Origin of the sequence: Armatimonas rosea, from assembly GCF_014202505.1 — a bacterium.
Lineage (GTDB): Bacteria > Armatimonadota > Armatimonadia > Armatimonadales > Armatimonadaceae > Armatimonas > Armatimonas rosea.
Genome location: NZ_JACHGW010000002.1, coordinates 989,119 through 1,014,548, shown reverse-complemented (window position 1 = coordinate 1,014,548; position 25,430 = coordinate 989,119). Strand labels below are relative to the sequence as shown.

The following is a 25,430-nucleotide window of genomic DNA, read 5'->3' as shown; positions in this document are numbered from 1 at the left end:
GGAGCAGGGGCAGCGAGTGCAGGTCACACCGCGCCGACTCGCGATCTTACGCTACCTGGCCGAGCAGAGGGTTCTCACCGCCAAGCAGCTGGCACTCCTGCTTCCGGCCCCTGAGAAGGCGATTCGTGGACACACCCGTGCCCTTTATGACGCTGGTCTACTGGACGTGATCGCTGTCTCACGACTTGCCCTGACAGGCAGCGAGGCGATAAATGATTCCTCCTTGCTCTTTGGCTCGGCTCCAAATCTCTATGTTCTCACTCGGGATGGGCGCAATCTCCTTTTCGAAGGGGGGCTGATCTCCAAGGAGCAACGTGAGAGGCAGTCGCCTAAGTACGGTCCGCGCAACTCGTTCTATCTGGCCCATGAGCTGGCGATTCGTGATGTATTTGTGTGGCTGGAGCAGAGCCGCCGCATCTGGGAAAGCGAGCCTGCTCAGTGGCACGAGGCCAAAGAAGCATATCTGACCCTCCCTGCGACACAGAGCACCTCTGCCTGTGAGCTACATCCCGACGCCTGGTTTCAGGTGGGGTTGGGGAGCCTTGCCCCTGGGAGAAAGCTGAGTGCCTTTGTCGAAGTGGATCGGGGAACAGAGCGGGGGGTGACTCGCTGGCGGGAGAAGGTATTGGGCTACTACGGCCTCTTTGCCACCCCCTCCCTGATTCCGGCGGTGCTGGGTACCACTCGCACCCGTGTCATTGTGACGGTTCCTGATGCCGTGCGCCGCGACTCCCTAGCCGCGCAGATAGGGGACATTACCGGCGAGAGCGGTATCGCCCAGCACTTCTATCTCGTGGTTGCCTCCGATTTATCTCCCAGCGTCTGGAGTGCCCCTCTTTGGCAACAGCCCAATCAGGCGGCACTTGTACCACTCCTACCTCCCGCAATAACGAAAGGATCTCTCCCATGAGCAAACAAAATGATGACGAGTTCTATATGCCAAGCGGCTTTCTTCCACCTGCTGCCCCCACGCCACGTACTACCTCCCCACGATCAGCGCCCTCTTCGGGTTGTGGCTGCTGGCAAGTGGCGGGATGGCTATTTGTGATTTTCTGTCTGTTTATCTTCTTCGGCATCAGGCACCTGGAGCAGGAAGTGGAACGTAAGGAGAGAGCTGCGAAAGCATATTTTGCCTCCCCACAGTATCAGTGGTACCTCAACTCCAAGCAGGGCAAAGAGGATCAGAAACGTGGGCAAGAGTCTATGCGGAAAATGATTGAAGAAATGCAGCAAAACGGATGGCGCCTCTCAAGGCAGCCGTGGAAGCTCCCTGCTCATAAGCCCAGCGGAACTAAGTAGCCTAAAGAGACACCACAGTTCTTAGTGTTTGCTCGGGTGGTCATGGGGGCTGCGGCTCGGGTGATTGCAAGCACTTACAAGCGAACCTCCTCAAAAAAGCCCCGCAGTGCGTTTGCCTGCGGGGTTTGTGACATTGTGATCCTCGATTATGTGACCTCGTGATTCTCGATTATTTTTTAGCTTCGTTTTCTGGTCATACTGCTACTAACCTCTCCTGAACTGTGTAGATGACCCCCGAGCTATCGGTGAGCATTGCTGGAGGTTCTGGAGCATCCAACGACTCGCCCACCACGTCCTCGACTGCCTCGCGGCAAAGGGGAGTCCAGTGGAGCAGGCGACGCTCGCGTACCGCAGGGGCATTGTCTGCCGCCTTGGGTTTCCTCTTGCCAACCCGTAAGTTGGTGGCGGGGCTGTTGCAGTTGGGAACGGTGTTCTTGAAGAGTACCAGTCCCAGCTCCTCATCGAAGTCCATCAGGACATTGCCCATCTGGTACTTGCGACCTACGTAGTGCTCTATGAGCAGGAAGTCCAGCTCACTCTGCACGTCGGCTAGGCCACCACGGAAACCGGATACGATGGTCTCCAGCCAGGGGCCGGTAGGGAAATCGGGCTCTGAGGGAGACCAACTCACCAGAACGACCGCATCGGACATTTCTTCGTCAGGGACAGGCACGAAGACCCGCACCCGACAGTCGGCCTTACGCTGCTTGCTGTCTTCCAGCTCGAAGCGCTGATCCAGTGTCTTCTTCACGGTTCCTCTCCTTCCGATTGTTCGGGTGCAAGGTGAAAGACCAGACAGCCTTCCGCATCCTCGGCACTGAGCCAGTAGGCGGGAAGCTCTAGGACTCCCTCCCTGACTGCTCTGAAAAGCCGCATCCAGCAGCACAGGATCACCGTGCGATCTTCCAGCATTGCGATGATCTGCGGTACGGAGAGGTCAAGGCTCATAGCCCGCTCCTCGTCCATGTCAGGTCGCCACTGCCGACAAAGCTCCTCCGTAATGCCGTAGTCCGCTAGAGTGAGTGGGCTCTCTGGCCTCTTGCTTGTGGTGACGATATGGGCGGCGTGCCCAACGTTCCACAGGTAGGTATGGCCGAAGAGATCCTCCCTGAGGATCACGTCGCCAAAGGCTCCGTACTCCTCTATCTTGGAGGCGATAAGCGCCTCCCGGTCAGTGACTCCAGGAGGAGTCAAAGTAACTGGTTTCAAGGCTTTCGCGGTCCTTTCTTGGTTTCCATCGGTGCCAGCTTGGGGCGTGGCGGAATCTTCATGACGAGCACCTGCTCGGCTTCTTGTGGGGTGAGCTCGTAGCAAGGCAACCAGTCCACTCCCTCAGAGACCGCTCGGTACAGGCGGTGCCATCCGTCGATCAGCACCGAAGTGCCACCCTTAAAGGGAATGAAGAGAATGGGTTTGGACAGATCGACTGTCTTTGCATGCTCTTCATCGAGATCGGCGTAGCGCTCCCGAAGGTGCGCCAGGTCTATCCCGTGCTCGCTCGGCCAGAACTCTCGTGGAGACCGGGGGGTCTGCTCCACAAGCCGCATTCCTGCGCTCGCGTTCCAGTGCCACTGTGTGCCGGTCGCGTCAGTGAAGGTGAAGACCTGATCGGTGAGGCTCAGGAAGATGACTCCCGCCTCATCCGTGGGGTCGGCCAGGTTCATCTCAGTACTCCTCCCTGACCATTGCGACCGTCTCTTGCCAGCCTGCGCTTGTGATGATCCAGATGACTGTCTTATCCTTGAGCGTATAGTTTGAGAGAACACGTCCACCGCGCTTGATAGACTCCTCGTTTACGACTCGGTCGTCGTAGCACATCTCCGCGCCGTAGTCGCCTTCTCGATGCCGCTTGAGTAGGTGCATCAGCTCCTCATCGTTACGGATCAGGGCCTCGACTGCGGCAGTGGTGACATAGACCTTGCCCAGAGAGAACTTGATGGGCCGCTGATAGACGCTCATGTGGTTTCTCCCTTTGCTTCATAGACGAAGGTCTCGCGCCGTTTGCGCTTGGTTGGCTCTGGGACTTGTCCCGTAAGCCGTCGCACGACTTCGGCAGCGCCCTTTCGGTAGACCGCCACGACAACGATGGTGCCCGTGTCAGCTTCTCGGACTGCCCAATGCCTCCCGCCTTTGTAGCGGGAGATCGTTAGGAGAGACAAAGTGGTACCTCCAGACGGGCAGACAGGACGCGAGAAGCGCTCAGGAACACCTGCTCGATGGTGGCCGCTTGCTCCTCAGCCTCCCAGCGTGCGCTGAGAGTTGCTAAGTGGAAGCGCTGAGACAGGACGAGCTTCTTGAATCCCAGAAAATGCTTGCAGGAGTAGCGCCCACTGTTCTTGGTGAAGAACGGACAGGTGCAGCTCTTTTCGGCTCGATCCAGGGTGTACGTGGCTCCGTGCTGCTTACGGATCAGGTGCAGGTTCCCGTCGAGGGAGCGGATTCGGTATCCGTCCTCGAAGAGTCGCTGCGCCCGCTCGTTGACGTTGGCGAGTTGCCTCGCCTCGTCCAAGTTCATGGGTTTGGTTCCTTTCAATACGAAAAAGGTCCGAGCCATGAACTTCCCGTCACCGGGCAGCATGGCCCGGGGATTTGGGGAAACGAGAGCGGAGTTATCGCCGCTGGGGTGGTCGCCGCTGTAGAAGCTGTTCCGCCTCTAGGAGATCGGCCACAGCTGGAACGGTTGGAGACTCCAGGCCACGAACGCCGCGACAAGTCGTGACGATTCGCTCCAAGAGCTCCAGTGCCTCTTCTGCGCTCGGTGGGATCGGGAGGTAGTCGGCTCCCTCGGGCTGGCGATGGTAGTCGTCCAACTCGGGAACCTTCAGCTCCAATCTCCACGAAGCGTGTGCTTGGACAACGTACTCCTCCGTAAAGAGGTGCACACAGCCAAACGAGGCACGATTTCTCAGCTCACCAGCGAGAGCCAGCAGGCGTAGGTAGAGCGTCAAGATGCGTTTGTCCATCGTCGGAACGATAGGCTGTTTCTTGCCACTCATGCGCCCACCAGTGCCCGTGGCGTGAGAATGCGCTGCCGTAGCGAGGCACTTTCTCGCCGGGTGTCGTTGGTGTCGATCAGGATGCTTGCCAGTGTCTCCAGCTCGACACGACCCTCGACAGGGAGCCTCTGCGCGGCGTTGGTCACCGCATTCAGTAGCCCATACATGCTCTCCTGGTGCGCCTCGCCCAGCAAACCGAACTTGATGTACTCGGCTGTCTGCTTGGAGAGCTTCCAAGCATCGGCCAGTATCTCAATGGCTCTTGCCGGGTCTGGTACGACCGTCTTGGTGGAGAGGATCATCTGCTCGATGAACGCCGCCGCCACGAGCCGTGCTTGGCCAATGGCTTCCTGGAGCGAAGGGACGAACGCTTCCTGCGCGACATGGATATGCCGCTGGCGCAAGAGGCTCTTTCCCGCCATCTTCCTGAGAAGCCCATTTGAACAGACTTGCCTGAAGATGCAGGCATCTATCGTAACCGCCCGAAGCCCTACTTCGCTGTTGGCGATATGGATCGCCACAACCAGGGGATCGCCGGGTAAAGCCAGTCTGGACATCCTTGGGTCGATGACGCGCAGGTGGAAGCCTTCGTCACAGAGATCGAAGAGCTTTACCTGATACTCCGTGCCCGCCAGAGCGGGCTGTAAGGCGTTTACGAGCTGGCGGTTGTCGAGCTTCTCGTAGCGCGCCGAGAGCACCCCGCGGACGGTGGCGTTCTTGGCGCGTATCGTCCAAGTGTCTCCGCCATCGCCCCCTGCTTTCTTGCGCGCCTCTTCGTCCAGGGAGCGCCAGTAGTTGAACTGACGATCTTGGAGCTCGGGAGGGCACTTGGCAAAGTAGGCGGCGGGCATGCCGAGGCGAGTGCAGGCTTGTCCCATCGCCCAAGGGGAGAGAGCGAAGCCGAAACCGTCGTCGTCTGCTCCTGGGAAGTAAAGCCTGCCGTTTTGCAGGGAGAGTTCGTGCACTGACACGAGGTGGTCGTGCTTTCCTGTGTCGTCTGCGCTCACGCGATCACAGACTCCATCTAGGGTGAGAGTCATGGAAACGAGTTCCTTTCAGGGGGTTGTTAAGGTACTGACCGGAGTGGTCAGGGTGCGCGGCGTCCGGCCCGTTTGGTGATGTGGCAGGCCATTACCTCGCCGCGCAAGGGTAGCATAGATGGCCGCAGACGAGCCTGCAAAAAGCGTCCCTCCTGCGGGACGTGCAGGAGGGACGCTAGGTTGGGACTTAGAAACGCTGGCTTGGAGGATTAGAGAATGAACATCTTGGTTCGTTGGCGATCTGCACTCGTCACCATCCAGACATCTACTAATTCGTCCAACATGACGAATCGTCGTGTCAAGATACTCTTGCCATCATGACGCTCGGGCTTATATTGGTTTGGATCGAAAAGAGCATCACCATTAATCAAGGTTCCTATACAGGACAGATGCTGTTCGAATAGAAAATGCAGTGGAAGGTTACAGCTATTCAGACATTGAACAAGATGTTCTGATACATATACCTCACCAGGAGAGAAGCAAGCATCTGGAAACGAGTTCATATCTGGTACATAATGAAGCATTTTTTCATCTATTGTTTCCAAAAAGACAGGATCTGGTAATTCGATAAGGGTAAGTTCTTCGGACTCTCTTGATTGCATGGATTTCATAATAAGAAGCTAAATTAATGAGAGACTGCGTTGAAGTTGCAGAAGGGCTAGACGGCAGCAGGCGAACCTGCTACCGTCCAATTAGCGGAGTGTCCCTAGCTTAGCGGCGGGGTCTCCGTTTTTTGTTAGGCGCTGTGATGTCAGCGACCAACCTCCGGCGTACTGGCATCGCATTTGTGATGCTCCAAGCAATGAATGCTGCAATGAAGGCTGTAATGACCATTAGAATGATCTTATGCTGATAAAGTAGGTCGGTTTTGACTATTCTGTCATAGGCGAATTGTTAATGATCTGGCTGTTGGAGTTGATTTCTTTCCCTCCAACAACCATAACCTACACAATTCATACATGACTGTCAAGTATTTATCATGTATTAAATATATAATTGACAATGATGAAATATCTGTCATTCTAGTAGTGTAAGAAGAAGTACACCAATAATGCTCAACTCCCTGACTCAGACCCCACCATCCCCACCGACTAAACGTAAACCAGGCCCCAGTAAAAGGTTGCAAAACGTCCGGCCTGTGACTGTGTTGATAGATGAGGACTTGATAGAGTGGGGAAAAGAGCAACCAGGAGGTCTTTCAGAACTTATCAGAGAATTACTCCATATTCGCAAAAATAAATAATTATCCGACCGTAACAAACTCCGGAGTATATACCCGCAGCCAATTCAGTCTTGTCATTATAATGGCATTTACCTTTTTCTTGTTACCAAATGATTTATTAAGGCCATACAACTCTGATCGATCACCTACCTGATTCAATATCTTTAAAATTTGCAATTAAATCACAATGATTTATGATAATAATCATAAAAGCATCATTGCCACTATGAATGACACCATCCCTTTGTTAGCGTTTTTCGCCTTTACAAATGCAGGCATAGTAAAAATCATCATTTATTTATTAGTTTACTCCGGCCCGATCTATTTAATTGCAAAATCGCTTGTAAGAATCATAAAAGCATATAAATCAAGACTCGATTCACCTATTTCAGATTTCATATTGTCAACATTGGTAATCATTGCTTGTTTCTCTATTCATTATTTTCTGATGAAAGACGAGAATATTGGTTGGTTTTTAAAATTTTAATATTTAATAAAATAAAACCAATAATATATAAAATAATGCAGCTTGGTTCTGGCGCACTTGATGTACTGTAAGGAGTTATATTTATTTTCAATGTGCCGAATATATCTCCAAATTCAACAAAATCTTCAATATTATATGGATATGCACTAGCAACAAAAGATTGACTATAAGTGCCTGGTTCGAAATTGGCAACCTGGAAAGTCCCGAAATTTATTAGATTTGATGTTCCTGGTGTAATACCGTCCAAGCTGCCCTCAACTACAGGAAAACCGGGGATCAGCGGGTTAGGTGAAAAAACAGCCTCAAGATCTGACTGGCCTGGATTTAGTATCCAACCAAAACCGCCAAATTCTAGACTTGTAGGAAGTGCAATATCTCCCATACCATTAGTTGACGTATTCGTTCCAGTGGTATTATAAATAATTCCGTACAATGATACAGAATTCCCGACACTAACATTTAGTGTATCAATAGGCAATCCAGTGTCTGAATCTGCAAAGTTCAATATCCAATTTTGAGCCCCAGCTTGTTTTATAGTAAACATAATGATAATTATCGCAAGCAAAATGTTCTTATGTTTCATTTATTTCACCTTTAACCATGCAGTCGAAGCATTTATGAGATCACCGTTTGCATTTCTATAACGATATCTTACTTTACACGATAAGTTTGAAAATGATGACAATGTACTCGCGGAGACATTTACGAACTGAGAATTTCCATTGCTAATATCAATATTAGATGATGGTGATATGTCTTTTGTACCGACACTAGAATTCGTATATTCAATGTTTGTAATGTTTAAATCTCGTATCTCTCCAAGAGAACATAAAAATCGCAGTTTGAAAGCAATATCTGAGTTCACTATAGTTGTTGATCCTCTAACCCAAGAGATTGATAATTGCGAATCTGATTCTCTTGGGGTCATGAAACCATAATTTGAAAAGAACGGATCATTATCTGAGTAGTTCTTCAGAATAATTGAACCATTAGAAACATTATAAATCTGCCCTTTGACTCGCACAAAATACTGAGTATTCGGTTTCAAGTCGTCAAATGTAGTTTTATGGGCTTTTGCATCCTTATATATTTTGATCGTAGGATGATTTTTTTGTTCCCCAGAAATATTGTCGATATATTTTAATTCAATTATCGAATCAGCTCTTGTCGCCGTAATAAAATCAATGTCTGCACTGCGAGGTTTCAAGTTAGTCGCCGAAACACTCCTGATTTCTCGAACAGCAACAGGATTTATTCTCCCAACACCATTGATCTGTTTATAAATATCATTTTGCCGTGAAGGCGCCATACCTAATTTATCAAAGTCCCATGAGAACAGTGTCGAACTTCGTGACATCAGATTACTAGTCCTATTCCAAACATCATTGAGTATATTACCCATACTTAATTTGTCATCTGAATTAACACCTGAAACATCAGGATTAGCTGACAACCAGATCAGGGCTTTAGTTGCAACAATCTTATTTTTCACAATACTATTGTGATTTTCATTAACCACAAAAGTTTTACCCGGGATTATAGCACTCCATAATGGGACAATCCCGTCGTTAAGATTATATTTCTCATTTTTCTCACTTTTAAAGTATTCCATTTCCAAATATGGAAACCAAGTCGGTGATTGAATCGAGTTAAATAATTCATATGAATCTCTTAGTGCTAAATAATCATTATTATCACCAGCTATTGCACCATAAGCCACATCTTGAATAAATGGAGTACTTGTATCTTTAACCGAATTACTCGTCCCATAAATCAAGTATCGCATCCATGGACTATCAACAGCCATTACTTCTATTGAATATTTATCCAAAAATATATTAGTAAATTCGCCTAGCCACGGTATACCTCTATTTATTATCCCATCAAAATTATTATTAAAGAGAAATGGTGCATTACCGAAATTTATCTGCTGAAAAACTGTTGATCTTGCTTCATTAGAATAATTGCAGAGAGGAACTCCACGCCACATACTTGCAATCGTAATGAATTTCCGAATATCTTTTTGGGAATCATAATCTGTGACATGTGACTCCTCAGTTTTTTCAAAATTTAACTTGTACCAAGATCGTGAATCTTTTGCCTCACTACGAATACCTTTAGAGGCTAAATACCATCGCGTAACAAGGCCGCCATAACTCCATCCTACAACATCTACCCGCTTCGATGCTAAGTGTAAGTTTTTATAGTCCGTAAAACTAACTCGTGAGTTACTTGTACCATAGGCAAAACCAAACGAGCCATTTGGAATTTCGATGCCATTTCTTAACATAAACAAACAGTCAGATATTGCTTTCTCTAAATTATTAGAACAAATTTCGATAGGGCCATTTCCATTAAAACTGCCTTCGAAATTAGCGTTATCTACAGTTACAAAAGGCATTCTAATTCCAAATGGATCCGCAAAGTTTTGATTTTGTATATTAATCATAAATTCATTCCATGAATCAATATTACTATTGATTCCATGAACGAGTACGACCGGAGGGCGAGCTAAAATAATATCCTTGTATGCAACACGTTGCCCATCACTAGAATCAGGATCATCTATGTATATAGCAAGAGTGATTTTTCGCTTCGCTGGTTTTGTGAGATCATCAACACTCGCCGGTGTTGGGTTCTCATTGTATTCATCAGGCGGGTAATACGTAAACCCTCCAATGCTAGTTTTTACGCTGCCAGGATTTGTACCGATTGGAGACACATATACCCTGGCATTATTGTAGGAAGGAGGAAGATGTACTGAGAGTTTGTTGAGAAGAGTAGGATTCATCCCACTGAGGTTGTCGCAAACAATCCCATCCACTTCACGTTCCGCTCCATTTGGTATATCAGATGACTTAAGACTAATTTCGCTTGATGGCAGAATCACTTCCTGTTGAAAATTCACGGGAGTTAAAAGAACAGGAAAAGTTGATGAATAATTCCCGTCCTTGATAGCATAGGCTAATACTTGCCCCACATTATTTATGGATACAATACTTCTCACTTCCCATTTCGGGTCAGATATTACTGTGCGACGTATGCCTTTGGTTTTATCCCAAATAAAAGGGAACCAATCATTCTCGGTCACACCGACATTGCCACTTTGCCCATGATGATTCCCAACGATACTCCCCGAGTTATTGATCCCTGAACATTCACCCGTCGTCACTACTGTGCTTGAATTATTCGTGTCCCAAAATACAACACGAAAACCATCGTCATTGGAACCAGATCGAACATCAGGGTTTAACGTAGCTGTACCTCCAATCTCTCCTTTTAAGTTTATACCTGATGATATTATTGATGATGCATTTGGATAACTTAATTCTGTATAATCATCACCAATAGCAGGTATCGAAGGATTCCGTATGTTTTTTGCTTTCCATGCAGTATTATTCGGAGATCCGAAATTCCCAGTCCCTTGATCCTGATCATTTAATCCTGCTAGACCTCTGTCAAAAGTACCAAATCCACCATGAATACGCACATAGGAAACATCAGTAACCTGTCCATAACTACCATAATTAAGTTTCCAGACAGCACCTCTCTCTCCAAAAATGCGTGATGAAAGCCCCGTAATAGTCCCATAGTTATTTATTTTATCAGCAGCCCCCGTCCAGAATGCCCATTCACTAGGTGCTTGCTCAAGAAATATAGAGTGTCCATCGTTAGCATCCCATAGAGCCGGGCAATCCCAAAACCCAAAATCACTGAACGTCACAAATGAGCCTGAAATAATCCCTTGATTGTTAATACTTAACGCCTTCATACTATTTGTTGAATTCACAATAGTTAACAGGCTTACTGGAGGTAAAACTTCCTTTGTGAAAACAAGGGAGTATGCACTACTTCCATCACCATTTATATAGGGTTTCCAAACAAACGAGTGATAATCTCGACTTTGATTGTTATAAACATGTCCAATAACCTGACCTAAGTCATTCAATCCCGTAAGATTAGGGGATGCGTTTGGAGCCACACGCGCGAACTCGGGAGACTCAATTACCTGCATATTGTAGGTTTCGGTAGGAACTACTTGACCGAGTGATCTACTAGCAACTCCTATGACTAGGATTGTTGATAGGCAAAATTGAGTGACGAGTTTTGATATTTTCATTTTAATCGTGGTGGCCGATGCTGTGCTCTAACCTACTCCTCAAACGAGATACTAGAGCAACTCTACGGGCAGTAGACGAGATATTAAGGACGAATCTGTACCGATTTTGTACCCCGCTGATTTTCGCAAAAAAGAGGCAGTACAATGCGCCTGTGAGTTCTGAAGAGCCTGTTGATGCCTTATCCCCTAAAAGCTCCTTCTTTGTTACGGGAGGGGCATTAGGCGTCAATGCCCCTTCCTACGTGGTGCGTCAGGCTGACTCACAGCTGCTTACGGCTTTGGAGTGTGGTGAGCTTTGTTACCTTCTCGACACACGTCAGGTGGGCAAGACATCACTGCTTGCTCGTTGTGGTCACCAGCTACGTCAGCAGGGCCATACGACTGTTCTGCTTGATATGAGCGGTCTTTGCTCCTCTGACCTACAAGCAGGGCAATGGTATCTCGCCATGCTCAGGGGAATCTCACACACAACACAGACGACAGAGGAGTGTATGACGCTCTGGCGCTCCTTGCCCGAACTGGCCCCCCTGACTCGGTGGCGGCAGGCGCTAGAGACTATCGTGCTACCACGCCTAACTGGGAGGCTCTATCTCTTTCTAGATGAGATAGATGCACTTCAGAACTTGACGTTTCCTACACAGGCTTTTCTTGGGGCGATTCGAGAGCTCTACCAGCATCGCTTCGACCATCCTCCACTAGATCGTCTTGTGTTCTGCTTGGCGGGTGCGGTGACTCCCTCCCAACTTATTAACGACATCAAGATCACGCCATTCAATGTCGGGACACAGATTGAAATTACAAACTTTACCGAGGAGGAAGCAGCTCCGCTCCTGGCTGGTTTGGGAGCAAACCGAGTACAGCTATTGCGGCGTGTACTGTACTGGACCGGTGGGCATCCTTATCTAACACAGAGCCTGTGTCTTGCTGTGCGCGATAGCAACGTCCAGAGTGTCCGGGATGTAGATCGCCTCTGCAAAGAGCAATTCTTTAGTGAGGAGGCGTGGGAGAAAGACAAAAATGTTACCTTTGTCCGTGAACGCGTGCTGGGAAATGCCGATCCCAATGCACTTTTGAGCCTTTACCTTCAAGTCCTTCAAGGGCCAACGGCCTACGACCCTACCGATTCTGTGGCCGCCCAGTTGCGCTTGAGTGGCCTTGTCATCCCTAAAGGCGGACGGCTTCATGTCCGCAATCGCATCTACCAATCTCTCTTTGGGAAGCGCTGGGTACATGAGGCTCTGCTCCCCGCAGAACTGCTACGCCAGAAGAAGGCGATGCAACAGGGAGTTCGCCGTGCCACGGCTTTCTATGGGGCACTGACGGGACTCGTCATCCTTGGGGGGCTATTGACTAGAGAGGCACGGCGAGCAGACCAGGCAACGATCAAAGAACATACAACAAGCAAACAGCTTTCTCTAGTGCAGGGAGAGCTTGCTCAGGCCAGCGGGGAGCTAAAAGAGTTACAGGGGAAGCGTCTCAGCTTAGAGCAGACAATGGAGCAGATGCGTCGTGATCTCACTGGTATGCAACGAGAAAAGCAGCGGCTAGTGGATGAGAAAAAGCGCCTTCAGAGTGATAGCCGTATCAGAGTTGCCCAGCTCAATGCTTCGATTATCACGAAGCAGAGGGATCTCTCCAAGATTCAAGTGCAGGTTCAGCGAGCGGAGCAACAACAGCGCCAACTAACCCAATCACGTCGTCAGCTCCTGCAACGGTTTGGCACAGCTCGAACGGTTGATGAGGATCGTGAGCTGTTGAGCTATGTTCGTCAGCAGGTACAGGAAAACATGCAACAATCTGCTCTGCTGCAAACAGAATCATTGACGAACCTGAGGTCACTCATCAGCCGTCCGTTCTTTCGTCGTCTTCGGGTGACCCTCCCCTTTGTGCCACGCTCACAATGCTTCTTTCCTGATGGGAGGCGTCTCCTCGTTGCCGGAGAAAGTGCCTGGGCGGTAATTCTCGATACGCACACAGGTAAAGTGCTCCAGTGGCTTCCCACCAATATCCAGGGCACTCTTGGCTACGCACGGATTTCCGCCGATGGGCACTGGCTGATTCTGGGGGCCATGAATGGTGAAGTACACCTTCGTGATCTTCAGCAAGGTTTATCCAAGTCGATTCACGTCTTCAAGTCGGGACTTCAACGAACACCTATCATCGCTATCTCTGGAGATAGTAAATATCTTTTTTACTCGCAACCGGGATCAGGGGGGATGCTTCATAATTTATTGACCGGCAAAACAGTGGAGATCAAGGGGAGCTCTGGCGAGATTACCTGCGCTGATTTTGGAGTGGACCGTGAGGGGAGTATACCTACAACCACCGGGCTCCTTTTGGGCAGCTCGGATGGTGTCTTCCAGCCGTGGAATGTGGAGACGGGTGAGCCACTCAAAGACCCAAGAACGAAAGATGATAGCCCGATTAATGATGATAGTCCCATCACATCACTGCTGAATTCAGGTCCTCATGATGTGGTTTTTGCTCGCAAAAATGGCATGTTCGCCGTCTGGAACTGGAATCAAGACTTTCCCGTTGTACCAGGCTATCAAGATATCCGAGGCAAGATCACTCAGGTTAATCGGATGGGAGAGATGATACTTGGTTTGACGGATGCAAATGTCGTACAGATGTGGAATTATGGCACAAGCCAAGAATCATTACTGAGCCAGACTTTATTTGTGACCTATGAAGACACCTATGAAAAAATCTATAATATTGTCACGTCGCCAGAAAATCATGCTTTTTCGATTGTAGGTAGTGATTATGCCGTTCAAATATGGCAGATCAGCCTCCCACTGATTCCTAATGGCTTTGGCACACCTCTACATGCTGAGTTTGCATCAGATGGAAAGTCCCTATTGACCGCGACGAAAGAAGGACACATACGTCTCAGTAGCCTAGATACTGCCCTTTTGCAGTGGGAAGGGATTCCTAACCTAGATGAAAATGGGAATGAAATAAAATCATTCACCATGCCAGCAATGCATCAATCTGCTTTTCTTAAAAAAACGGATCAATTTGTTGCCGCGACTCGACGAGGACAAATTCAGGTGTGGAAGCGCCAAGGTGAGCTGAGAAGGCAGGGCAGTAATCGTGTTGTCCTAGAAGGGTTCAAGCCACTTTTGCGGATCAATGCCCATAAGGCAGCTATCCAAAATTTTAGTTATTGCCCTGAGCAGGATCTGCTGATTTCGGGCAGCCAAGATAAGACAATTAAGGTTTGGGACACGAGAGACTGGCATCGTCTACGTGAGATTTTTGTTGATGCACCTGTTTATTCCCTCCGAGCAGCCCGAAGTGCTCGCTGGGTGGCGGCTGCTTGTAGCGATGGTAGTACACGTGTCTTTGATGTCTCCACGGGAAATCTCTTGACATCCCTTGCTCCAGCAGGGCGCGAGCTGAAACTAAGAACTCCTACACGGCCCTGGGATGTAGAGTTCACTCCAGATGAGCAGCACGTTGTTGTTGGTGAGACGGATGGGAAAGTTCGTATTTGGGATTGGAAAGCCAAGCGGCTTTATGGTGAGCTCAACATTCGCGGCAGTGATATTAGTTCGGTTAATTTTTCTCCAGATGCTCGTTGGCTGGCTGTGGCGGGAATTGCTGGTCTGCGTAGTGAGGGCACGGTTAGCCTATGGAGATGGCCCGAAGCACGGGAGGCACTACGTCGGGGGGAAACTCCACGTCCTGCCTTGGTAGTGCCCATCTCAGCTAAAAAGATCAACACCGTTCGCTTCTCACCGGATAGTCATTGGATTGTCGTTGCCAGTGAGGACGGACTTGCTCGCGTCCTACCCATTACTGCGGAAGCATGCCTCCTGCAAAGCCAAAAGATGCTACAGAGCATCCCGCCAGGAGGGGGTGAGGTAAAGGTTGAGTTCCCCACTACCGCGCAAGCAGAGTCCCCGAAAAAGATACAAAAGCCATGATTTCACTGACGTTTTTTGGCCCTTTTGAGGTTTGTCGTGATGGAAAACCCGTTGCTTTGGCACTGCGCCGCTCTGACCGCCTCCTTGCTTTTCTGGTGGCACAGAACAAGCCGGTCGCTGCTCCTTTTGTTATCGAGAACGTGTGGGGGGATACCGGTGACGCAACCCTCCGTAAAGCAATAGCTGAGGTGCGTGAAGCACTTGGTGAAGAGATCATTCGGTCGCAGAACCAGCTCCTATCGCTAACCCAGCCTATCTCTTCAGATATGGAGCGCTTCGACAGCTTGATCCTGGCTTCAGATCCTCACCAACGACGGGAAGCATTGGCACTCTACACCGGCCCATTTTTAGAGGGCTGGGACAGCCCAGATGACACTTGGTTTCAAAAGGAGCGTGAGAAGCGAAAGCTACTCTATCTGGAGCAAGTACGCCAGCAGTGCCAGATTGCTGCTTCACGGGGAGACTTCGTCAGCGCCTCTCAGCTTGCTTTCGTAGCAACGAGTATCCATCCTGAGTACCAGCAAGGCTGGTATGACCTACTCTTGGCGCAGGAGCAGCGAGGTGAGCATGTGATGGCAAGGCAGAGTGCAGAGCGCTATCACCAATACCTCACCCTTAAGCGCGAGAAACCTGATTCACGTATCCAGAAGCTTCTTGCACAGTTGGGTCATCCTAAAGAATCGCGTGAAGCCGCACAGGTCATTGCCAAGGGGCCAATGTCACTGGAGGATCAGCACTATATTGAACGTCCTGTGGATCAGTCGCTACAACGTGCTTTGTACGAAGGGCAGTGGACCATTCTCATAAAAGGCCCACGTCAGACGGGGAAATCCTCGCTACTAGCCCGTGGGCTCAATCAGCATCGCCAGAGTGGTCAACTGTCCATCTATACCGATTTGACATTGCTGGATGAAGAGGATCTTGCGAATGCCGAGCAGCTCTGTCGTCACCTCGCCTCCTCACTACTCTTAGCCTTAAAAGAAACGGGCCAGTTACAAGATATCTGGATGAGTGAGTTGCCCCCCGCTGTGATGCTCACAGAACTGCTTCAGGATCAGCTACAGTTCCTTTCCCCGGGTAGGCTAATTTGGGCTATCGATGGTCTGGATCGTGTCTTTGGCAAACCCTACCAGGAAACGTTCTTTGCCCAACTGCGAAGCTGGCACTCTCTTCATGCTCTCCATCCCAGTCCGTGGTCTGGTCTCTCGCTGATTCTTGTCTGCTCCCGTGAGCCGCATCTGTACATCAAAGATTTGCACCAGTCTCCCTTTAATATTGGAGTTGCGATTGAGACCGAGGACTTTACCTACCAAGAGTCTCTGCATCTGTATGAGCTCTCGGGAGCCTCCCTATTAACTCGGGAACGGGAGGCCCTCATCGATCTACTCAGAGGTCATCCTGCTCTTCTTAGCCGTACCTTCGCCGTGCTTGCCCGTAAACAGCATTCCGTCGCTGGGCTACTGGAAGCGCCACTTGAGAGCGAGATATTCCGTAGTCACTTGCACCGTTTGCAGGCACTTCTGGAACAGCAGCCAGCACTCGCTGCGGCCCTGATGACAACTCTGGCTGGGCAGCCCTGTGAAGAGCGTGCTTTCTGGGAGCTACGGAGCCTGGGCATCCTTCAGGGCCGCAGTAGTAAACAAGCTACGTTTCGGTGTGGTCTCTATCGGCTGATGGTGAGACAGTCTCTTGAAAAGTAGCCAGTAGAGCTTGATAGGCCCGCTCGCTCATGGTGCTGGTATCTATCTCCCAGCGCCTGCCTGCCTGATCCACACTGTAGAGTGAGCGGCGGGCGGGCGCTACCTGGCCCGCCGCCCCCTCTAGCGCAGAGCACATATCCCTTTCTTTATATGTCCAGGATTTTCGACACCGATTTTCGGGATAGTTTGCAGGTGGTACGCAAGCCCCTCCCTCTTGCCGTACCTCCCTCTTGGCGCTGACATGTTGGCGGAGCTGGCGCAGTCTCTGCCTACGTTTGGAGTATCCCATTGTCTGATTGCTACGTCTCTACCGTATCTGCAACCTCAAAGTCAGGATGGAGGCGAAAAGTCAGTAGCCCTCGGCGCTGGCGTTGAAGAGCACTGCCAAGCTCACGCCCGTTGCCATCCAGTACGACTAGGATACCCTCGGATACGAGGAGGGAGATCGCCTCGCTAACGGTGCTGGAGGCAAGCCCTGTAGCCCCCACCAGGTAGCGGTGGGCGATGGGAGCCTGCCGACGCTGCCGCCCTATAGTCTGGCGCACCACGACACAAAGCACCTTCCACTGCGCCCCAGACAGGCCGGGGAGCAGTGTTATCAAGGTATTGGGCAGTGCAGTAAACCCACCCGTCACTCTCATGACTCAGGCACCGTGAGGGATGACTCAGGCACCGTGAAGGGAGTGGAGGAGTCCGCTGCCTGAACTCCAATATCGAGGCCCGGTTCTATATCTACCTTGGGCAGCTCGTAGCCACGCGGCGGAGCGTAGTGATCCAAACACGCAGCCACCAGGTAGCGAGCGGGAGTTTTCGCAGCCCGGTACGGAAGCCAGGCGATCTGCTGACGGATTTCCTCAAGGAGTACGGATGCCACCACAAGCCTCGCCTGATCCTGGGAAACTCCCTGCTTCATGAGCAGGTGCACCCCCTCAGCCTCATCTTTGCTGAGATTCTCCAGCCCCACCGGAGCGAGCTGGCGCTCTATCTCACGCCTGACTTCCTCGATAGGACGGCCATAGGTCTGCTGCGAATGGCGGATGACCTGCTCACGGGTTGCCATCGGGACGCGTGGTTGTGGCGGCGCGGGCTTGGGAGCGGGAATGATCAGGGGAGCGAGCACCTGCTTGGAGGGGTGGTAGTGATCCTGCGTGCAGTAAAGAATCGCCGCCCCTCCCCACTTCACCTTCTGCAAGATGTCGAGGTTGGTACGGGTTATATCCTCGTGCTGGCCCAGGGTATGGGCAAGCTCGCGTGCAGTTGCCCTCACTGCACCCGAGGGTTTTTGGAAGGTCAGCAAGGTAACGAACAGGCGAAGCTGAGTATCGGAGAGCTGGGTAAGAAATCCTGAGGTACGTAAGGCAGCCGTGACAACGATCTGATTTATGGGATGGCTGTCAACCCGTGTCTGTTGCATCAGGAACGGAGCCTGATCTACGGAAGCATGGTGAAGGAACTTGGGAAGTGGTGACATGGTGGAAGAAATTATGAAGAGGTCTCCTATGAGAACGTGGTGAGCTGGGCCTCCGCCCCCTTCTCGGCTTTATGAAGCCGATCCAGTGCGCGCAGAAGGCGGCGCTTTTCCGAGAATCGCAGGGAGGGAGCGAGCAGGCGAATCAGTGGCAGGAGTCGCACGACCAGGCGAATGGCTTGCTCCAGCGCGACAACGAGGGCCGCTTCCAGGAGTGTGGCTGTAGAGATTGGGGACATAGACATAGGGGGTAAGTTAGAAATCAAGAGCGGTGAGTGCAATGTGCACGAGCGCATAGAGGTTTACGGCGGCAAGGAGCGCAAAGACAACGTCCTCGGCCTTTGAGCCTGTGGTAACTAAGAGCCAGGACGGCAGGAGGTGGAGGCGAGTCCTATCAGGCCAGAGCAGAGGAACCCCCGATTTTGTGCAGGCATCGAGCAGGAGGTGGGAGAGAAAACCTAACGTCACGCCGAGTGCGACATATCCCAGTCCCAGGATAAGGAGAGGAATACCGAGTGCGCTACAGAAAAGCATCATGCCGAGGAAGGAATGTAGGGCTCCCCGGTGTCCCAGTGCTCTATGGAGAATTTGGGCGGGAAGGCGGAGGGGGTGGCTTCCAAACATGTAGGTGTTGCTAAGGCGGGACTGGTCAGCGTCAAGATCGGGCAGGAGCGCCCCCACTATCGCTCCCAGGAGCGTTGGTGCGATGCTTTCCGCCCCCAGCAGCGGCCCCAGCATCAGAGCGGCTGCAATACCTCCTGAGAGATGAGTGGGCCAAGTCATCTAGGGAAGAAACTGATAGCGTACCCGTCCACGCCGCTCAAAGCGAATGGTGAGCGTTGGGGACTTATCTCGCACTTTTCGGTAAGACTCCTGGAGACCTTGATCCACACAGGCTTTGGCAAGGCGAGCGAAGTAGGCATCATCAAAGACCAGCGTCTCCTCGATCTGCATGACCCCTATCTCATGAGCGAGCAGTAGGTCTAGCAGTTCCTGACCGTCAATCAGGCGCACAGGAACTGGAGATTTGGTGAGCTTTGCCCGTGTATCCTGAAGCACGCGTGACAGGGGGCCACTGGTAATGAGAATTGCCTCGGCGGCTCCGGCTCGTAGGGCCGCGCCGCGTAGCTCATCAATACTGCGCTGAAAGACGCGCTGCGAGCGGAACTGCTTGAGTTGCACTACCACGGGGCGAGGTAGTGGGCCGGGGAGCGTTGCTTCCAGGTCGTAGCCCCCACCCTGGTTCTTACCCTTAAATCGAAGCCGTCCCGCCAAGCGAACCTCCTGACAGCCAATGGCTTTCAAAACGTCCTGGCAGACCGAGGCGAAGAGATGGAAGTTGCCCGCAGTAAGCTGCTCATGAAGACGGCTACGAAGCTGCGGGCGCGAATAGGTTTGAGAGTGAGACATGATAGAGCGTTATGAGAAATAGATGGGGAGCCTGCTTGGGGAGCTGTATGCCAAGTCTGGGCGGCATCCTTTGCAGTCACAGAGAGCGCAGACCGAGGCGGTGGGATAGCTCCCGCCGATACAGAAGACCTCATCGGTGTCGAGCGGCTTTCCCAGGGCTTTTGAGAGCGCCCTGACAAGGCGCAGTACCTGATCCAGCGTGGGGCAGGTCTCCTCTTGAACGAGGCGATAGAGAGCAGAGCGGCTAATCCCCGCGTCGCGAGCCAGGTTGGGCAGGCCACGAAAGGCGTAGCGCCTGGTGTGCGCCATGATGAGCGGAATGCGGTTGTGTGGAGGCACAGGACCTTCGACATCAGGAACGGCCTGAGTAGGGAGAGAGGGTGAGGGCGTCATAGACGATGTGCTACGGCAGAAATAGGCATCAGGAAAGCGCGCGCTGCTCGTGATGGTGAAGCAGAAAACAGTTCGGTTTCTGTTCGGTTTTTAGGTTAACGTAGATGAAAAATCTATGCAAAAAGCGTCCCGATGGCGGGACGCAATCCCTGCTCTGGGACGCTTTTTGAAGAGAGTTTTCTTTTTGAGCTACACTCACGCTCGCCATGCATCTTACGCCCAAGACCAGCCATGTCGAGCACTTTCGGCTCTTGTACGAGCGCCACTTTGGCGTAGCCTTAGAGGGAGATGAGGCGCGGGAGACCCTCACCCGATTGGCCCAGCTCTACCTAGACGTAACCGCTCAGGATGTACGCCACGACCAGGAAAGTATCCCCGACGACCAGGAAAGCCGCCCCTTCGAGCCATAGAGGTGCCCCGCGCTACTTCCTCTATGCCCGTAAATCTACTGACCGGGAAGATAAGCAGCTCTACAGCATCAACGATCAGATCAGTATCTGCCGAAAGCTAGCTACTGAGCGTGGCATACAGATAGTTGAGACGATTGAGGAGTCCCGCTCTGCCAAGCTCGCTGACAATCGCCCGAAGTTCATGGAGATGGTACGGCGCATTGAGGCGGGGGAAGCGGAGGGAATCCTTACCTGGCATCCCGACCGACTCGCTCGCAACGCTGTGGATGGTGGGCGAGTGCTTGATCTACTGGATAGGAAGAAGCTTGCGGATATATGCTTTGGCTCCGGCTACAACTTTGAGAACTCGCCTGAGGGTAAGTTTATGCTCTCCATGATCTTCTCCCAGGCAAAATACTACGTGGACAAGCTCTCGCACGAAGTCACCGAGAAGTTCATCACCCGCCGCGCCGAAGGGCAGTGGCTCTCCCGTGCCCCTGAGGGGTATCTGAACTACCGTGACCCCGTCACGGGGCGCAAAAGCGTCATTGAAGACCTCGAGCGCTTTCCCCTTCTGCGAAAAGCCTTCGATCTCATTCTGCTGGGAGTGCCCCCGGTAAAGGTACTTGATACCCTCAACGATACATGGGGTTACCGCTGCCGCCCCTACAAGAAGCATCCAGCAAGGCCCATTTCCGCCAAACGCTTTTATGAAGTGCTTGGGAATCCCTTCTACATGGGGCAGTGCCGTTTCAAGGACACGACCTACCCAGGAATTCACACTCCCATGATCTCTGAAGATGAGTTCGACAAGGTGCAAGCGATCTTCGGACGGGGCCGAGTTTCTCGCCGCCGCAAGCACGAGTTTGTCCTGAGGGGGATGATTCGTTGTGGACGCTGCGGCTCGATGGTCACTGCCAGCCGCGCCAAGGGGCATGTTTACTACCACTGCACCAATGCCCACAAAACCTGTGACCGAACCGGGGTTCGGGAGGAGGCACTGGAAGACCAGGTTCTCGCCTTCCTTGCCAGGGCGGAGTTGCCTGAGGGCATGGAAGCGATGCTCAAGCAGATGATTCGGGAGCTGGCTCCGCAACATCTCAGCGATCAGGCCGACGCTCGTCTGCGCTTTGAGCAAGAAATAGAGCGCAAACAGAAAGGTCTGGAGAGATTACTGGATCTGCACTTGGAGGGGGGCATCACGACCAAGGAGTACTCGCAAAAGAAAGAGTCGCTTCAAGCAGAGCTGGTGAAGTTAAACGCGAAGGTTCAGGGGCAAGGAAAGCCAATTGGTGCGGTACTGAAAGAACTGGATGACACTATCAGTTTCGCAGCACGTGCCCGCCAGCGCTTCGAGGAGGGAGGACCAACAATCAAACAAAGCATCCTGAGCCGCTTTGCGCAGAGCATGATCCTCGTGAGAGAGGACGAGAATCAAACCGGCAAAAAGCTGCTCCTAGAGCCACTTCCAGAGCTTGCCCCCTTCTTTCTAAGAGAGGACGAAAATGAGTCGTTCAAACTGGTGGAAAGTAGCTCTGGTAAAGGAAAAACGACCCCCGAAATCTCGGAAGTCGCTTTTGGTAGTCCTAACGAGCCGTTAATCAAACTTTTGAAACAAGAGTCTCAATTGTCCCGAGTAGCTTATCTGTTGGTCGCGGCACAATCAAGTCAGTCTTAACCTGGGAGAGTGGTCGCTTCCTTGGTCGTACCCAGCAGGTCGTAGAGGTCACACTCCAGAGCTATCGCAAGAGCGAGTAGTTCCATGTCGGAGACGATGCGCCGCTGGCTCTCGATTCGGTAGATGTCGAAGATCGTCGGGCTCCAGCGCCCTGAGGTGGCCGTTGCCAGGCGAGCACAGAGCGCATCCTGAGTCAGGGCAAGCTGCTTTCGGGTGGCTTTGACAGTTGGACCAACCAGGTTTTGTTGATCTTGCTCGGTACGAAGACGGGGGGCCCCTCTCGGCATGGCTCATTATCCGAGCCACCTTGCCAACAAAGTAGACCACTTGGTCTAATCATCATGTACAATATCGCGATGATAAGAGAAGGAACATGGGAAGAGACACGACTTCAAGCTGAAGTTTTCGGAGTGGCTTCCTCGCCAGTGAGCAGCCAGTTTGGGGGGCAATCGAGCGCCTGGGCGAGAGCAAGTAGCTCCAGGTCAGAGACAATTCGGGTGCCAGCCTCTAGATGCACGATTTCCTTACGAGCTGCGATCCAGCGCGAGCTCGTCACATCAGCGAGCCGCCCACAGAGCTGCTCCTGGGTTAGTTTCAGTACACGGCGACGGGCACGTAGTCGCTCTGCGATCTGGTTGAGTTGGCCGCTCTCAGTCCTAAGACGGGTATCACCTCGTGGCATGGTTCCCAATTCTGGGGTAGATACAGTACATAATTGGGCAAATAGATTTGCCAAAAGGCAGATATAATAGCCAGGAAAGACCACGATATGGGAAGCTACAAGGTTGGGATTGCAGAGCAGAACACGGTTCTTCAGCTCTTTGAGCAGATCGCGGAGGAGGAAGGCTGGCAGCCAGGCGACCAGCTCCGGGCGCATCTGAATCGCTCAGGGTTCTTTGGTTGCTGGGAGAAAGACTTGCTCATAGGAGGGCTTCAACTAGTCACTCCTGATGAGGCAGGTGAGGTTCCCACGCATCTTGTTTGGCCGGAACTGCCCATCCTTGGTTCCGATTCGGTTCACGCGGCGGTACTGGCCGTTCTGCCCTGGCGCTCTTGGGCTGGACACTGACCCTCTACTACTTTCAGCACTACAGCACCGAGGCTAATGTTCTGACTGTCGGGCGGCTGAACTTTGCGATGGCGAGCCTGGCAGTCTATGGGGTCTATCGCCTGGTACGGGATGTGGCGCATCTGCCTGCGAGAATCCAAGAGCGGCAACTGGGCTGGATCACGGCGGCAATGGCTTTGGTGAGTGCCTTCACACCGTGGGTAGATGCCGCCGAAGTTCTGAGCATGACACCTGGTGAGAGCCACCAGACGATCTACGGTCCGGTGTTTTCCTTCTACGTCTTGCACCTGCTGGTTTGTCTGGGGGGTGCCATCATCCTTGCCTTTCGAGAGCGGGGCAGGCGAGGACTCCCACCCCACGTCTCGGATCAACTTCTGTTGCTCGGAGTCGGGATTCTGGGGACGGGGAGTATCTCTCTCATCTCCAATGTCCTGATTCCCTACATCAACCATGACTTCCGCTGGATAGACATCGGCCCGCTCTCCACACTGGTGCTCCTGCTCTGTGTGGCCTACGCGGTGGTGCGCCATCAGCTCTTCGACATCCGCATCTTCTTGAGTCGAACGTTGGGAGCGGGAATGGCGCTCTCGTTGATACTGGCGGTCTACAGCGCCTTGGTACTCCTGGCAACTGAGAAGTTCGCCAGTCTGGAATCGGGCGGAGTGACACGTTTTGGAGTGCTAGTTCTAGCCTTTAGCTTCGACCCGATACGCAGGTTCCTGGAGAAGCGAATAGACAGACTTCTCTTCTCCGAGCATCATCGAGCAAAATCAGAGCATCATCGCCTAGAAAGTAGAGTCAAACAGGCCAGGTAGATTTGATCAGGATAGAGAAACCGCTCCCAGACTTTGATGATCTGGGAGCGGCTTTTGGTTTTCGCTACGGGTTCAGAAACTCGTTGCTAGCTCGCCAAGCCCACCACCTGTTTCGAGAAATACTCCTGGGTCTCTTTATCGGTGCAAAAGACGTAGCACCCTTTTTGCCCCCGAGTCATCAAGGTGCGGTACGTGTTTTTCACAATGGACTCCACTTGCTTTTCAGCCTGCTCTGCGGATTCCTGACGAAGGGTTTTGTAGCCCTGTACCGAGCGATCCTGACTAGAGCGTTTGGTGGCATCGGTGATGACCACACCGTCACGGACGATCAGGTCAGGGCCGATAATCACTCCCACATAATCCAGCTCCAACCCCTGGCAAGTGTGGATGCACCCGACCTCGGTCACCGACTTTGGCTTGATGAGCCAGAGGCTCCCATCGGAGGCCAGGTTCCAGCGCATAGCGAAGTCGTGTTCCTCAAGGACGATGTCCATCACCTTTCCCGTGGGGTAGTTCTTGCTTTTCCAGTCCCAGCAGTATCCGGCAACCAGTCGCGCCCTTCCCGCCAGCTTGTTTTTTTCAAAGATCAGGTCGCGTAGCTCGGTGGGTGAATCCACAACCCGAAAGTCGTAGCCGATTTTCTCAATGCTACCCCGAGCGGCTGGCTTCATCTGGAGTGCGTTGTCAAGCCAGCCAAGGTACTCGTCAGACCCATTGCAGCGAAGTTGTGAGGTGAGCGCCATTTCGTGAACCGTCGCTCCTTGGGACTCGGCCCAGTGCCGAATCTGCTGGACTTCCCCGATGTCTTTGAGGGTAACGCGCTGGTCTTCGTCTATGAAGAAGAGGCTCAAGCGTGCAGAGCGGATGATCTCCAGAATCTGGTTTTCGCCCTGGTTCTGGTACAAACCAGACTTCTCGTTGAGCCGATGTGCTTCATCTACAATGAGTGCATCGAAGGCATTCTCGGATGTCTGTGTGTAGGCTCCTGATCCCTTGAAAAGCTCTGCGATGTGGTGCTTTGTGAATTTTCCAGCGAGCTTACTTTGGTAGACCGCTCGTGGTGCCGCGTTCTTTGAAACATACTGAGTCGTAAGGTTTTGCTTGGTCAGAACCGCCAGTAAGTTGATGGCAACCACGGACTTGCCTGTTCCAGGGCCACCCTGAACAATCAGGACATTCTTGGAGCCTTTTTGCGACTTTGTTGCGAGTGCTGTTGCTTTGTCAAACACTGCTTTCTGCTCATTGGTCAGAATAAACTCCTGTTTACCTTGGAGCATAGGTTCAAGTCTATCCGTAAGGCCATTTAAATCATTCGTTATCAATGCATTCATGGATAAATTGTTAATATAAAAGATTTATTGAGAATGTCTTATGGTTAATTCTTCATGCTGTTTGTTCTGATTATTTACTAA

At 51.7% G+C, this 25,430-nt stretch carries 27 protein-coding genes; 8 read left to right on the top strand and 19 right to left on the bottom strand.

The features are described from left to right. Positions 1-16 precede the first annotated feature (16 nt). Positions 17-910, top strand: coding sequence for a replication-relaxation family protein (locus HNQ39_RS12630; RefSeq protein ID WP_184196285.1), 894 nt, complete (start codon positions 17-19; stop codon positions 908-910). Next, the gene (locus HNQ39_RS12625) at positions 907-1,299 is read left to right on the top strand and encodes a hypothetical protein (protein ID WP_184196282.1); all 393 of its coding nucleotides are present in this window, start codon (positions 907-909) and stop codon (positions 1,297-1,299) included. Before HNQ39_RS12630 ends, HNQ39_RS12625 begins: the two co-directional genes overlap by 4 nt. 193 nt (positions 1,300-1,492) lie before the next feature. On the opposite strand, the gene HNQ39_RS12620 is transcribed toward HNQ39_RS12625, so the two are convergent. The 10 genes from HNQ39_RS12620 to HNQ39_RS12575 form a co-directional block, all read right to left on the bottom strand. Beyond that, positions 1,493-2,050: a hypothetical protein gene (locus HNQ39_RS12620; RefSeq protein ID WP_184196279.1), complete on the bottom strand. Its 558-nt coding sequence runs from the start codon at positions 2,048-2,050 to the stop codon at positions 1,493-1,495. Further along, positions 2,047-2,508: a hypothetical protein gene (locus HNQ39_RS12615; RefSeq protein WP_184196276.1), complete on the bottom strand. Its 462-nt coding sequence runs from the start codon at positions 2,506-2,508 to the stop codon at positions 2,047-2,049. The genes HNQ39_RS12620 and HNQ39_RS12615 overlap by 4 nt, the downstream gene beginning before the upstream one ends. Further along, positions 2,505-2,963, bottom strand: coding sequence for a hypothetical protein (locus tag HNQ39_RS12610; protein WP_184196273.1), 459 nt, complete (start codon positions 2,961-2,963; stop codon positions 2,505-2,507). Before HNQ39_RS12610 ends, HNQ39_RS12615 begins: the two co-directional genes overlap by 4 nt. 1 nt (position 2,964) lies before the next feature. Continuing rightward, entirely contained in the window at positions 2,965-3,258 is a 294-nt protein-coding gene (locus HNQ39_RS12605; RefSeq protein ID WP_184196270.1) for a type I restriction endonuclease subunit M, read from the bottom strand. A 187-nt stretch (positions 3,259-3,445) separates the two neighbouring features. Then, positions 3,446-3,814 (bottom strand): hypothetical protein, encoded by a 369-nt coding sequence (locus HNQ39_RS12600; RefSeq protein WP_184196267.1) that lies wholly within the window; start codon positions 3,812-3,814, stop codon positions 3,446-3,448. A gap of 94 nt (positions 3,815-3,908) precedes the next feature. Continuing rightward, a complete protein-coding gene (locus tag HNQ39_RS12595) occupies positions 3,909-4,295 on the bottom strand; it encodes a hypothetical protein (RefSeq protein WP_184196264.1) in 387 nt (128 codons plus the stop codon). After that, positions 4,292-5,335, bottom strand: coding sequence for a DUF932 domain-containing protein (locus HNQ39_RS12590; RefSeq protein ID WP_184196261.1), 1,044 nt, complete (start codon positions 5,333-5,335; stop codon positions 4,292-4,294). Before HNQ39_RS12590 ends, HNQ39_RS12595 begins: the two co-directional genes overlap by 4 nt. A 209-nt stretch (positions 5,336-5,544) precedes the next feature. Then, positions 5,545-5,937, bottom strand: coding sequence for a hypothetical protein (locus HNQ39_RS12585; RefSeq protein ID WP_184196258.1), 393 nt, complete (start codon positions 5,935-5,937; stop codon positions 5,545-5,547). 1,051 nt (positions 5,938-6,988) lie between these two features. Next, complete coding sequence (locus HNQ39_RS12580; RefSeq protein WP_184196256.1) at positions 6,989-7,627, bottom strand: hypothetical protein; 639 nt, start codon at positions 7,625-7,627, stop codon at positions 6,989-6,991. Then, positions 7,628-10,993, bottom strand: a complete 3,366-nt coding sequence (locus HNQ39_RS12575; RefSeq protein ID WP_184196253.1) for a hypothetical protein — start codon at positions 10,991-10,993, stop codon at positions 7,628-7,630. Positions 10,994-11,316: 323 nt separating this feature from the next. Here HNQ39_RS12575 and HNQ39_RS12570 point away from each other — a divergent pair, with 323 nt between their 5' ends. Continuing rightward, positions 11,317-15,096: an AAA-like domain-containing protein gene (locus tag HNQ39_RS12570; RefSeq protein WP_184196250.1), complete on the top strand. Its 3,780-nt coding sequence runs from the start codon at positions 11,317-11,319 to the stop codon at positions 15,094-15,096. Then, positions 15,093-16,796, top strand: coding sequence for an AfsR/SARP family transcriptional regulator (locus tag HNQ39_RS12565; RefSeq protein ID WP_184196247.1), 1,704 nt, complete (start codon positions 15,093-15,095; stop codon positions 16,794-16,796). The genes HNQ39_RS12570 and HNQ39_RS12565 overlap by 4 nt, the downstream gene beginning before the upstream one ends. Before the next feature lie 299 nt (positions 16,797-17,095). Here HNQ39_RS12565 and HNQ39_RS12560 read toward each other — a convergent pair whose 3' ends face one another. The 6 genes from HNQ39_RS12560 to HNQ39_RS12535 are packed head-to-tail and all read right to left on the bottom strand — an operon-like array spanning position 17,096 to position 20,013. Beyond that, complete coding sequence (locus HNQ39_RS12560; protein WP_184196244.1) at positions 17,096-17,437, bottom strand: replication protein; 342 nt, start codon at positions 17,435-17,437, stop codon at positions 17,096-17,098. After that, positions 17,434-18,267 (bottom strand): hypothetical protein, encoded by an 834-nt coding sequence (locus HNQ39_RS12555; RefSeq protein WP_184196241.1) that lies wholly within the window; start codon positions 18,265-18,267, stop codon positions 17,434-17,436. The genes HNQ39_RS12560 and HNQ39_RS12555 overlap by 4 nt, the downstream gene beginning before the upstream one ends. Before the next feature lie 26 nt (positions 18,268-18,293). Next, positions 18,294-18,503, bottom strand: coding sequence for a hypothetical protein (locus HNQ39_RS12550; RefSeq protein WP_184196238.1), 210 nt, complete (start codon positions 18,501-18,503; stop codon positions 18,294-18,296). A 16-nt stretch (positions 18,504-18,519) separates the two neighbouring features. Continuing rightward, the gene (locus HNQ39_RS12545; protein ID WP_184196236.1) at positions 18,520-19,047 is read right to left on the bottom strand and encodes a metal-dependent hydrolase; all 528 of its coding nucleotides are present in this window, start codon (positions 19,045-19,047) and stop codon (positions 18,520-18,522) included. Further along, entirely contained in the window at positions 19,048-19,674 is a 627-nt protein-coding gene (locus HNQ39_RS12540) for a restriction endonuclease (protein WP_184196233.1), read from the bottom strand. A 9-nt stretch (positions 19,675-19,683) separates the two neighbouring features. After that, on the bottom strand, positions 19,684-20,013 hold the full coding sequence (locus tag HNQ39_RS12535) for a helix-turn-helix domain-containing protein (protein WP_184196230.1): 330 nt from the start codon (positions 20,011-20,013) through the stop codon (positions 19,684-19,686). Positions 20,014-20,273: 260 nt separating this feature from the next. Here HNQ39_RS12535 and HNQ39_RS12530 point away from each other — a divergent pair, with 260 nt between their 5' ends. Both HNQ39_RS12530 and HNQ39_RS12525 read left to right on the top strand, forming a co-directional pair. Further along, positions 20,274-20,477 (top strand): hypothetical protein, encoded by a 204-nt coding sequence (locus tag HNQ39_RS12530; protein WP_184196227.1) that lies wholly within the window; start codon positions 20,274-20,276, stop codon positions 20,475-20,477. Beyond that, complete coding sequence (locus HNQ39_RS12525) at positions 20,416-22,134, top strand: recombinase family protein (RefSeq protein WP_184196224.1); 1,719 nt, start codon at positions 20,416-20,418, stop codon at positions 22,132-22,134. Before HNQ39_RS12530 ends, HNQ39_RS12525 begins: the two co-directional genes overlap by 62 nt. On the opposite strand, the gene HNQ39_RS12520 is transcribed toward HNQ39_RS12525, so the two are convergent. Then, positions 22,131-22,421, bottom strand: a complete 291-nt coding sequence (locus tag HNQ39_RS12520; RefSeq protein WP_184196220.1) for a helix-turn-helix domain-containing protein — start codon at positions 22,419-22,421, stop codon at positions 22,131-22,133. The two genes, HNQ39_RS12525 and HNQ39_RS12520, sit on opposite strands and share 4 nt — an antisense overlap. Before the next feature lie 104 nt (positions 22,422-22,525). Next, entirely contained in the window at positions 22,526-22,816 is a 291-nt protein-coding gene (locus tag HNQ39_RS12515) for a helix-turn-helix domain-containing protein (RefSeq protein ID WP_184196217.1), read from the bottom strand. 87 nt (positions 22,817-22,903) lie between these two features. Between HNQ39_RS12515 and HNQ39_RS12510 the strand changes: the two genes are divergently transcribed. After that, on the top strand, positions 22,904-23,203 hold the full coding sequence (locus tag HNQ39_RS12510; RefSeq protein WP_184196215.1) for a hypothetical protein: 300 nt from the start codon (positions 22,904-22,906) through the stop codon (positions 23,201-23,203). Continuing rightward, positions 23,188-24,018, top strand: coding sequence for a histidine kinase N-terminal 7TM domain-containing protein (locus tag HNQ39_RS12505; RefSeq protein ID WP_184196212.1), 831 nt, complete (start codon positions 23,188-23,190; stop codon positions 24,016-24,018). The genes HNQ39_RS12510 and HNQ39_RS12505 overlap by 16 nt, the downstream gene beginning before the upstream one ends. A gap of 86 nt (positions 24,019-24,104) precedes the next feature. On the opposite strand, the gene HNQ39_RS12500 is transcribed toward HNQ39_RS12505, so the two are convergent. After that, on the bottom strand, positions 24,105-25,349 hold the full coding sequence (locus HNQ39_RS12500; RefSeq protein ID WP_184196209.1) for a DUF2075 domain-containing protein: 1,245 nt from the start codon (positions 25,347-25,349) through the stop codon (positions 24,105-24,107). Between the last annotated feature and the right edge of the window lie 81 nt (positions 25,350-25,430).

Coding starts and splice junctions, on each gene's coding strand:
- HNQ39_RS12565 (WP_184196247.1), top strand. CDS start 15,093: ATGATTTCACTGACGTTTTTTGGCCCTTTTGAGGTTTGTCGTGATGGA.
- HNQ39_RS12540 (WP_184196233.1), bottom strand. CDS start 19,674: ATGTCTCACTCTCAAACCTATTCGCGCCCGCAGCTTCGTAGCCGTCTT.
- HNQ39_RS12610 (WP_184196273.1), bottom strand. CDS start 2,963: ATGAACCTGGCCGACCCCACGGATGAGGCGGGAGTCATCTTCCTGAGC.
- HNQ39_RS12585 (WP_184196258.1), bottom strand. CDS start 5,937: ATGCAATCAAGAGAGTCCGAAGAACTTACCCTTATCGAATTACCAGAT.
- HNQ39_RS12515 (WP_184196217.1), bottom strand. CDS start 22,816: ATGCCACGAGGTGATACCCGTCTTAGGACTGAGAGCGGCCAACTCAAC.
- HNQ39_RS12545 (WP_184196236.1), bottom strand. CDS start 19,047: ATGACTTGGCCCACTCATCTCTCAGGAGGTATTGCAGCCGCTCTGATG.
- HNQ39_RS12590 (WP_184196261.1), bottom strand. CDS start 5,335: ATGACTCTCACCCTAGATGGAGTCTGTGATCGCGTGAGCGCAGACGAC.
- HNQ39_RS12580 (WP_184196256.1), bottom strand. CDS start 7,627: ATGAAACATAAGAACATTTTGCTTGCGATAATTATCATTATGTTTACT.
- HNQ39_RS12595 (WP_184196264.1), bottom strand. CDS start 4,295: ATGAGTGGCAAGAAACAGCCTATCGTTCCGACGATGGACAAACGCATC.
- HNQ39_RS12500 (WP_184196209.1), bottom strand. CDS start 25,349: ATGAATGCATTGATAACGAATGATTTAAATGGCCTTACGGATAGACTT.
- HNQ39_RS12530 (WP_184196227.1), top strand. CDS start 20,274: ATGCATCTTACGCCCAAGACCAGCCATGTCGAGCACTTTCGGCTCTTG.
- HNQ39_RS12560 (WP_184196244.1), bottom strand. CDS start 17,437: ATGAGAGTGACGGGTGGGTTTACTGCACTGCCCAATACCTTGATAACA.
- HNQ39_RS12520 (WP_184196220.1), bottom strand. CDS start 22,421: ATGCCGAGAGGGGCCCCCCGTCTTCGTACCGAGCAAGATCAACAAAAC.
- HNQ39_RS12605 (WP_184196270.1), bottom strand. CDS start 3,258: ATGAGCGTCTATCAGCGGCCCATCAAGTTCTCTCTGGGCAAGGTCTAT.
- HNQ39_RS12510 (WP_184196215.1), top strand. CDS start 22,904: ATGGGAAGCTACAAGGTTGGGATTGCAGAGCAGAACACGGTTCTTCAG.
- HNQ39_RS12625 (WP_184196282.1), top strand. CDS start 907: ATGAGCAAACAAAATGATGACGAGTTCTATATGCCAAGCGGCTTTCTT.
- HNQ39_RS12550 (WP_184196238.1), bottom strand. CDS start 18,503: ATGTCCCCAATCTCTACAGCCACACTCCTGGAAGCGGCCCTCGTTGTC.
- HNQ39_RS12555 (WP_184196241.1), bottom strand. CDS start 18,267: ATGTCACCACTTCCCAAGTTCCTTCACCATGCTTCCGTAGATCAGGCT.
- HNQ39_RS12525 (WP_184196224.1), top strand. CDS start 20,416: ATGTACGCCACGACCAGGAAAGTATCCCCGACGACCAGGAAAGCCGCC.
- HNQ39_RS12600 (WP_184196267.1), bottom strand. CDS start 3,814: ATGAACTTGGACGAGGCGAGGCAACTCGCCAACGTCAACGAGCGGGCG.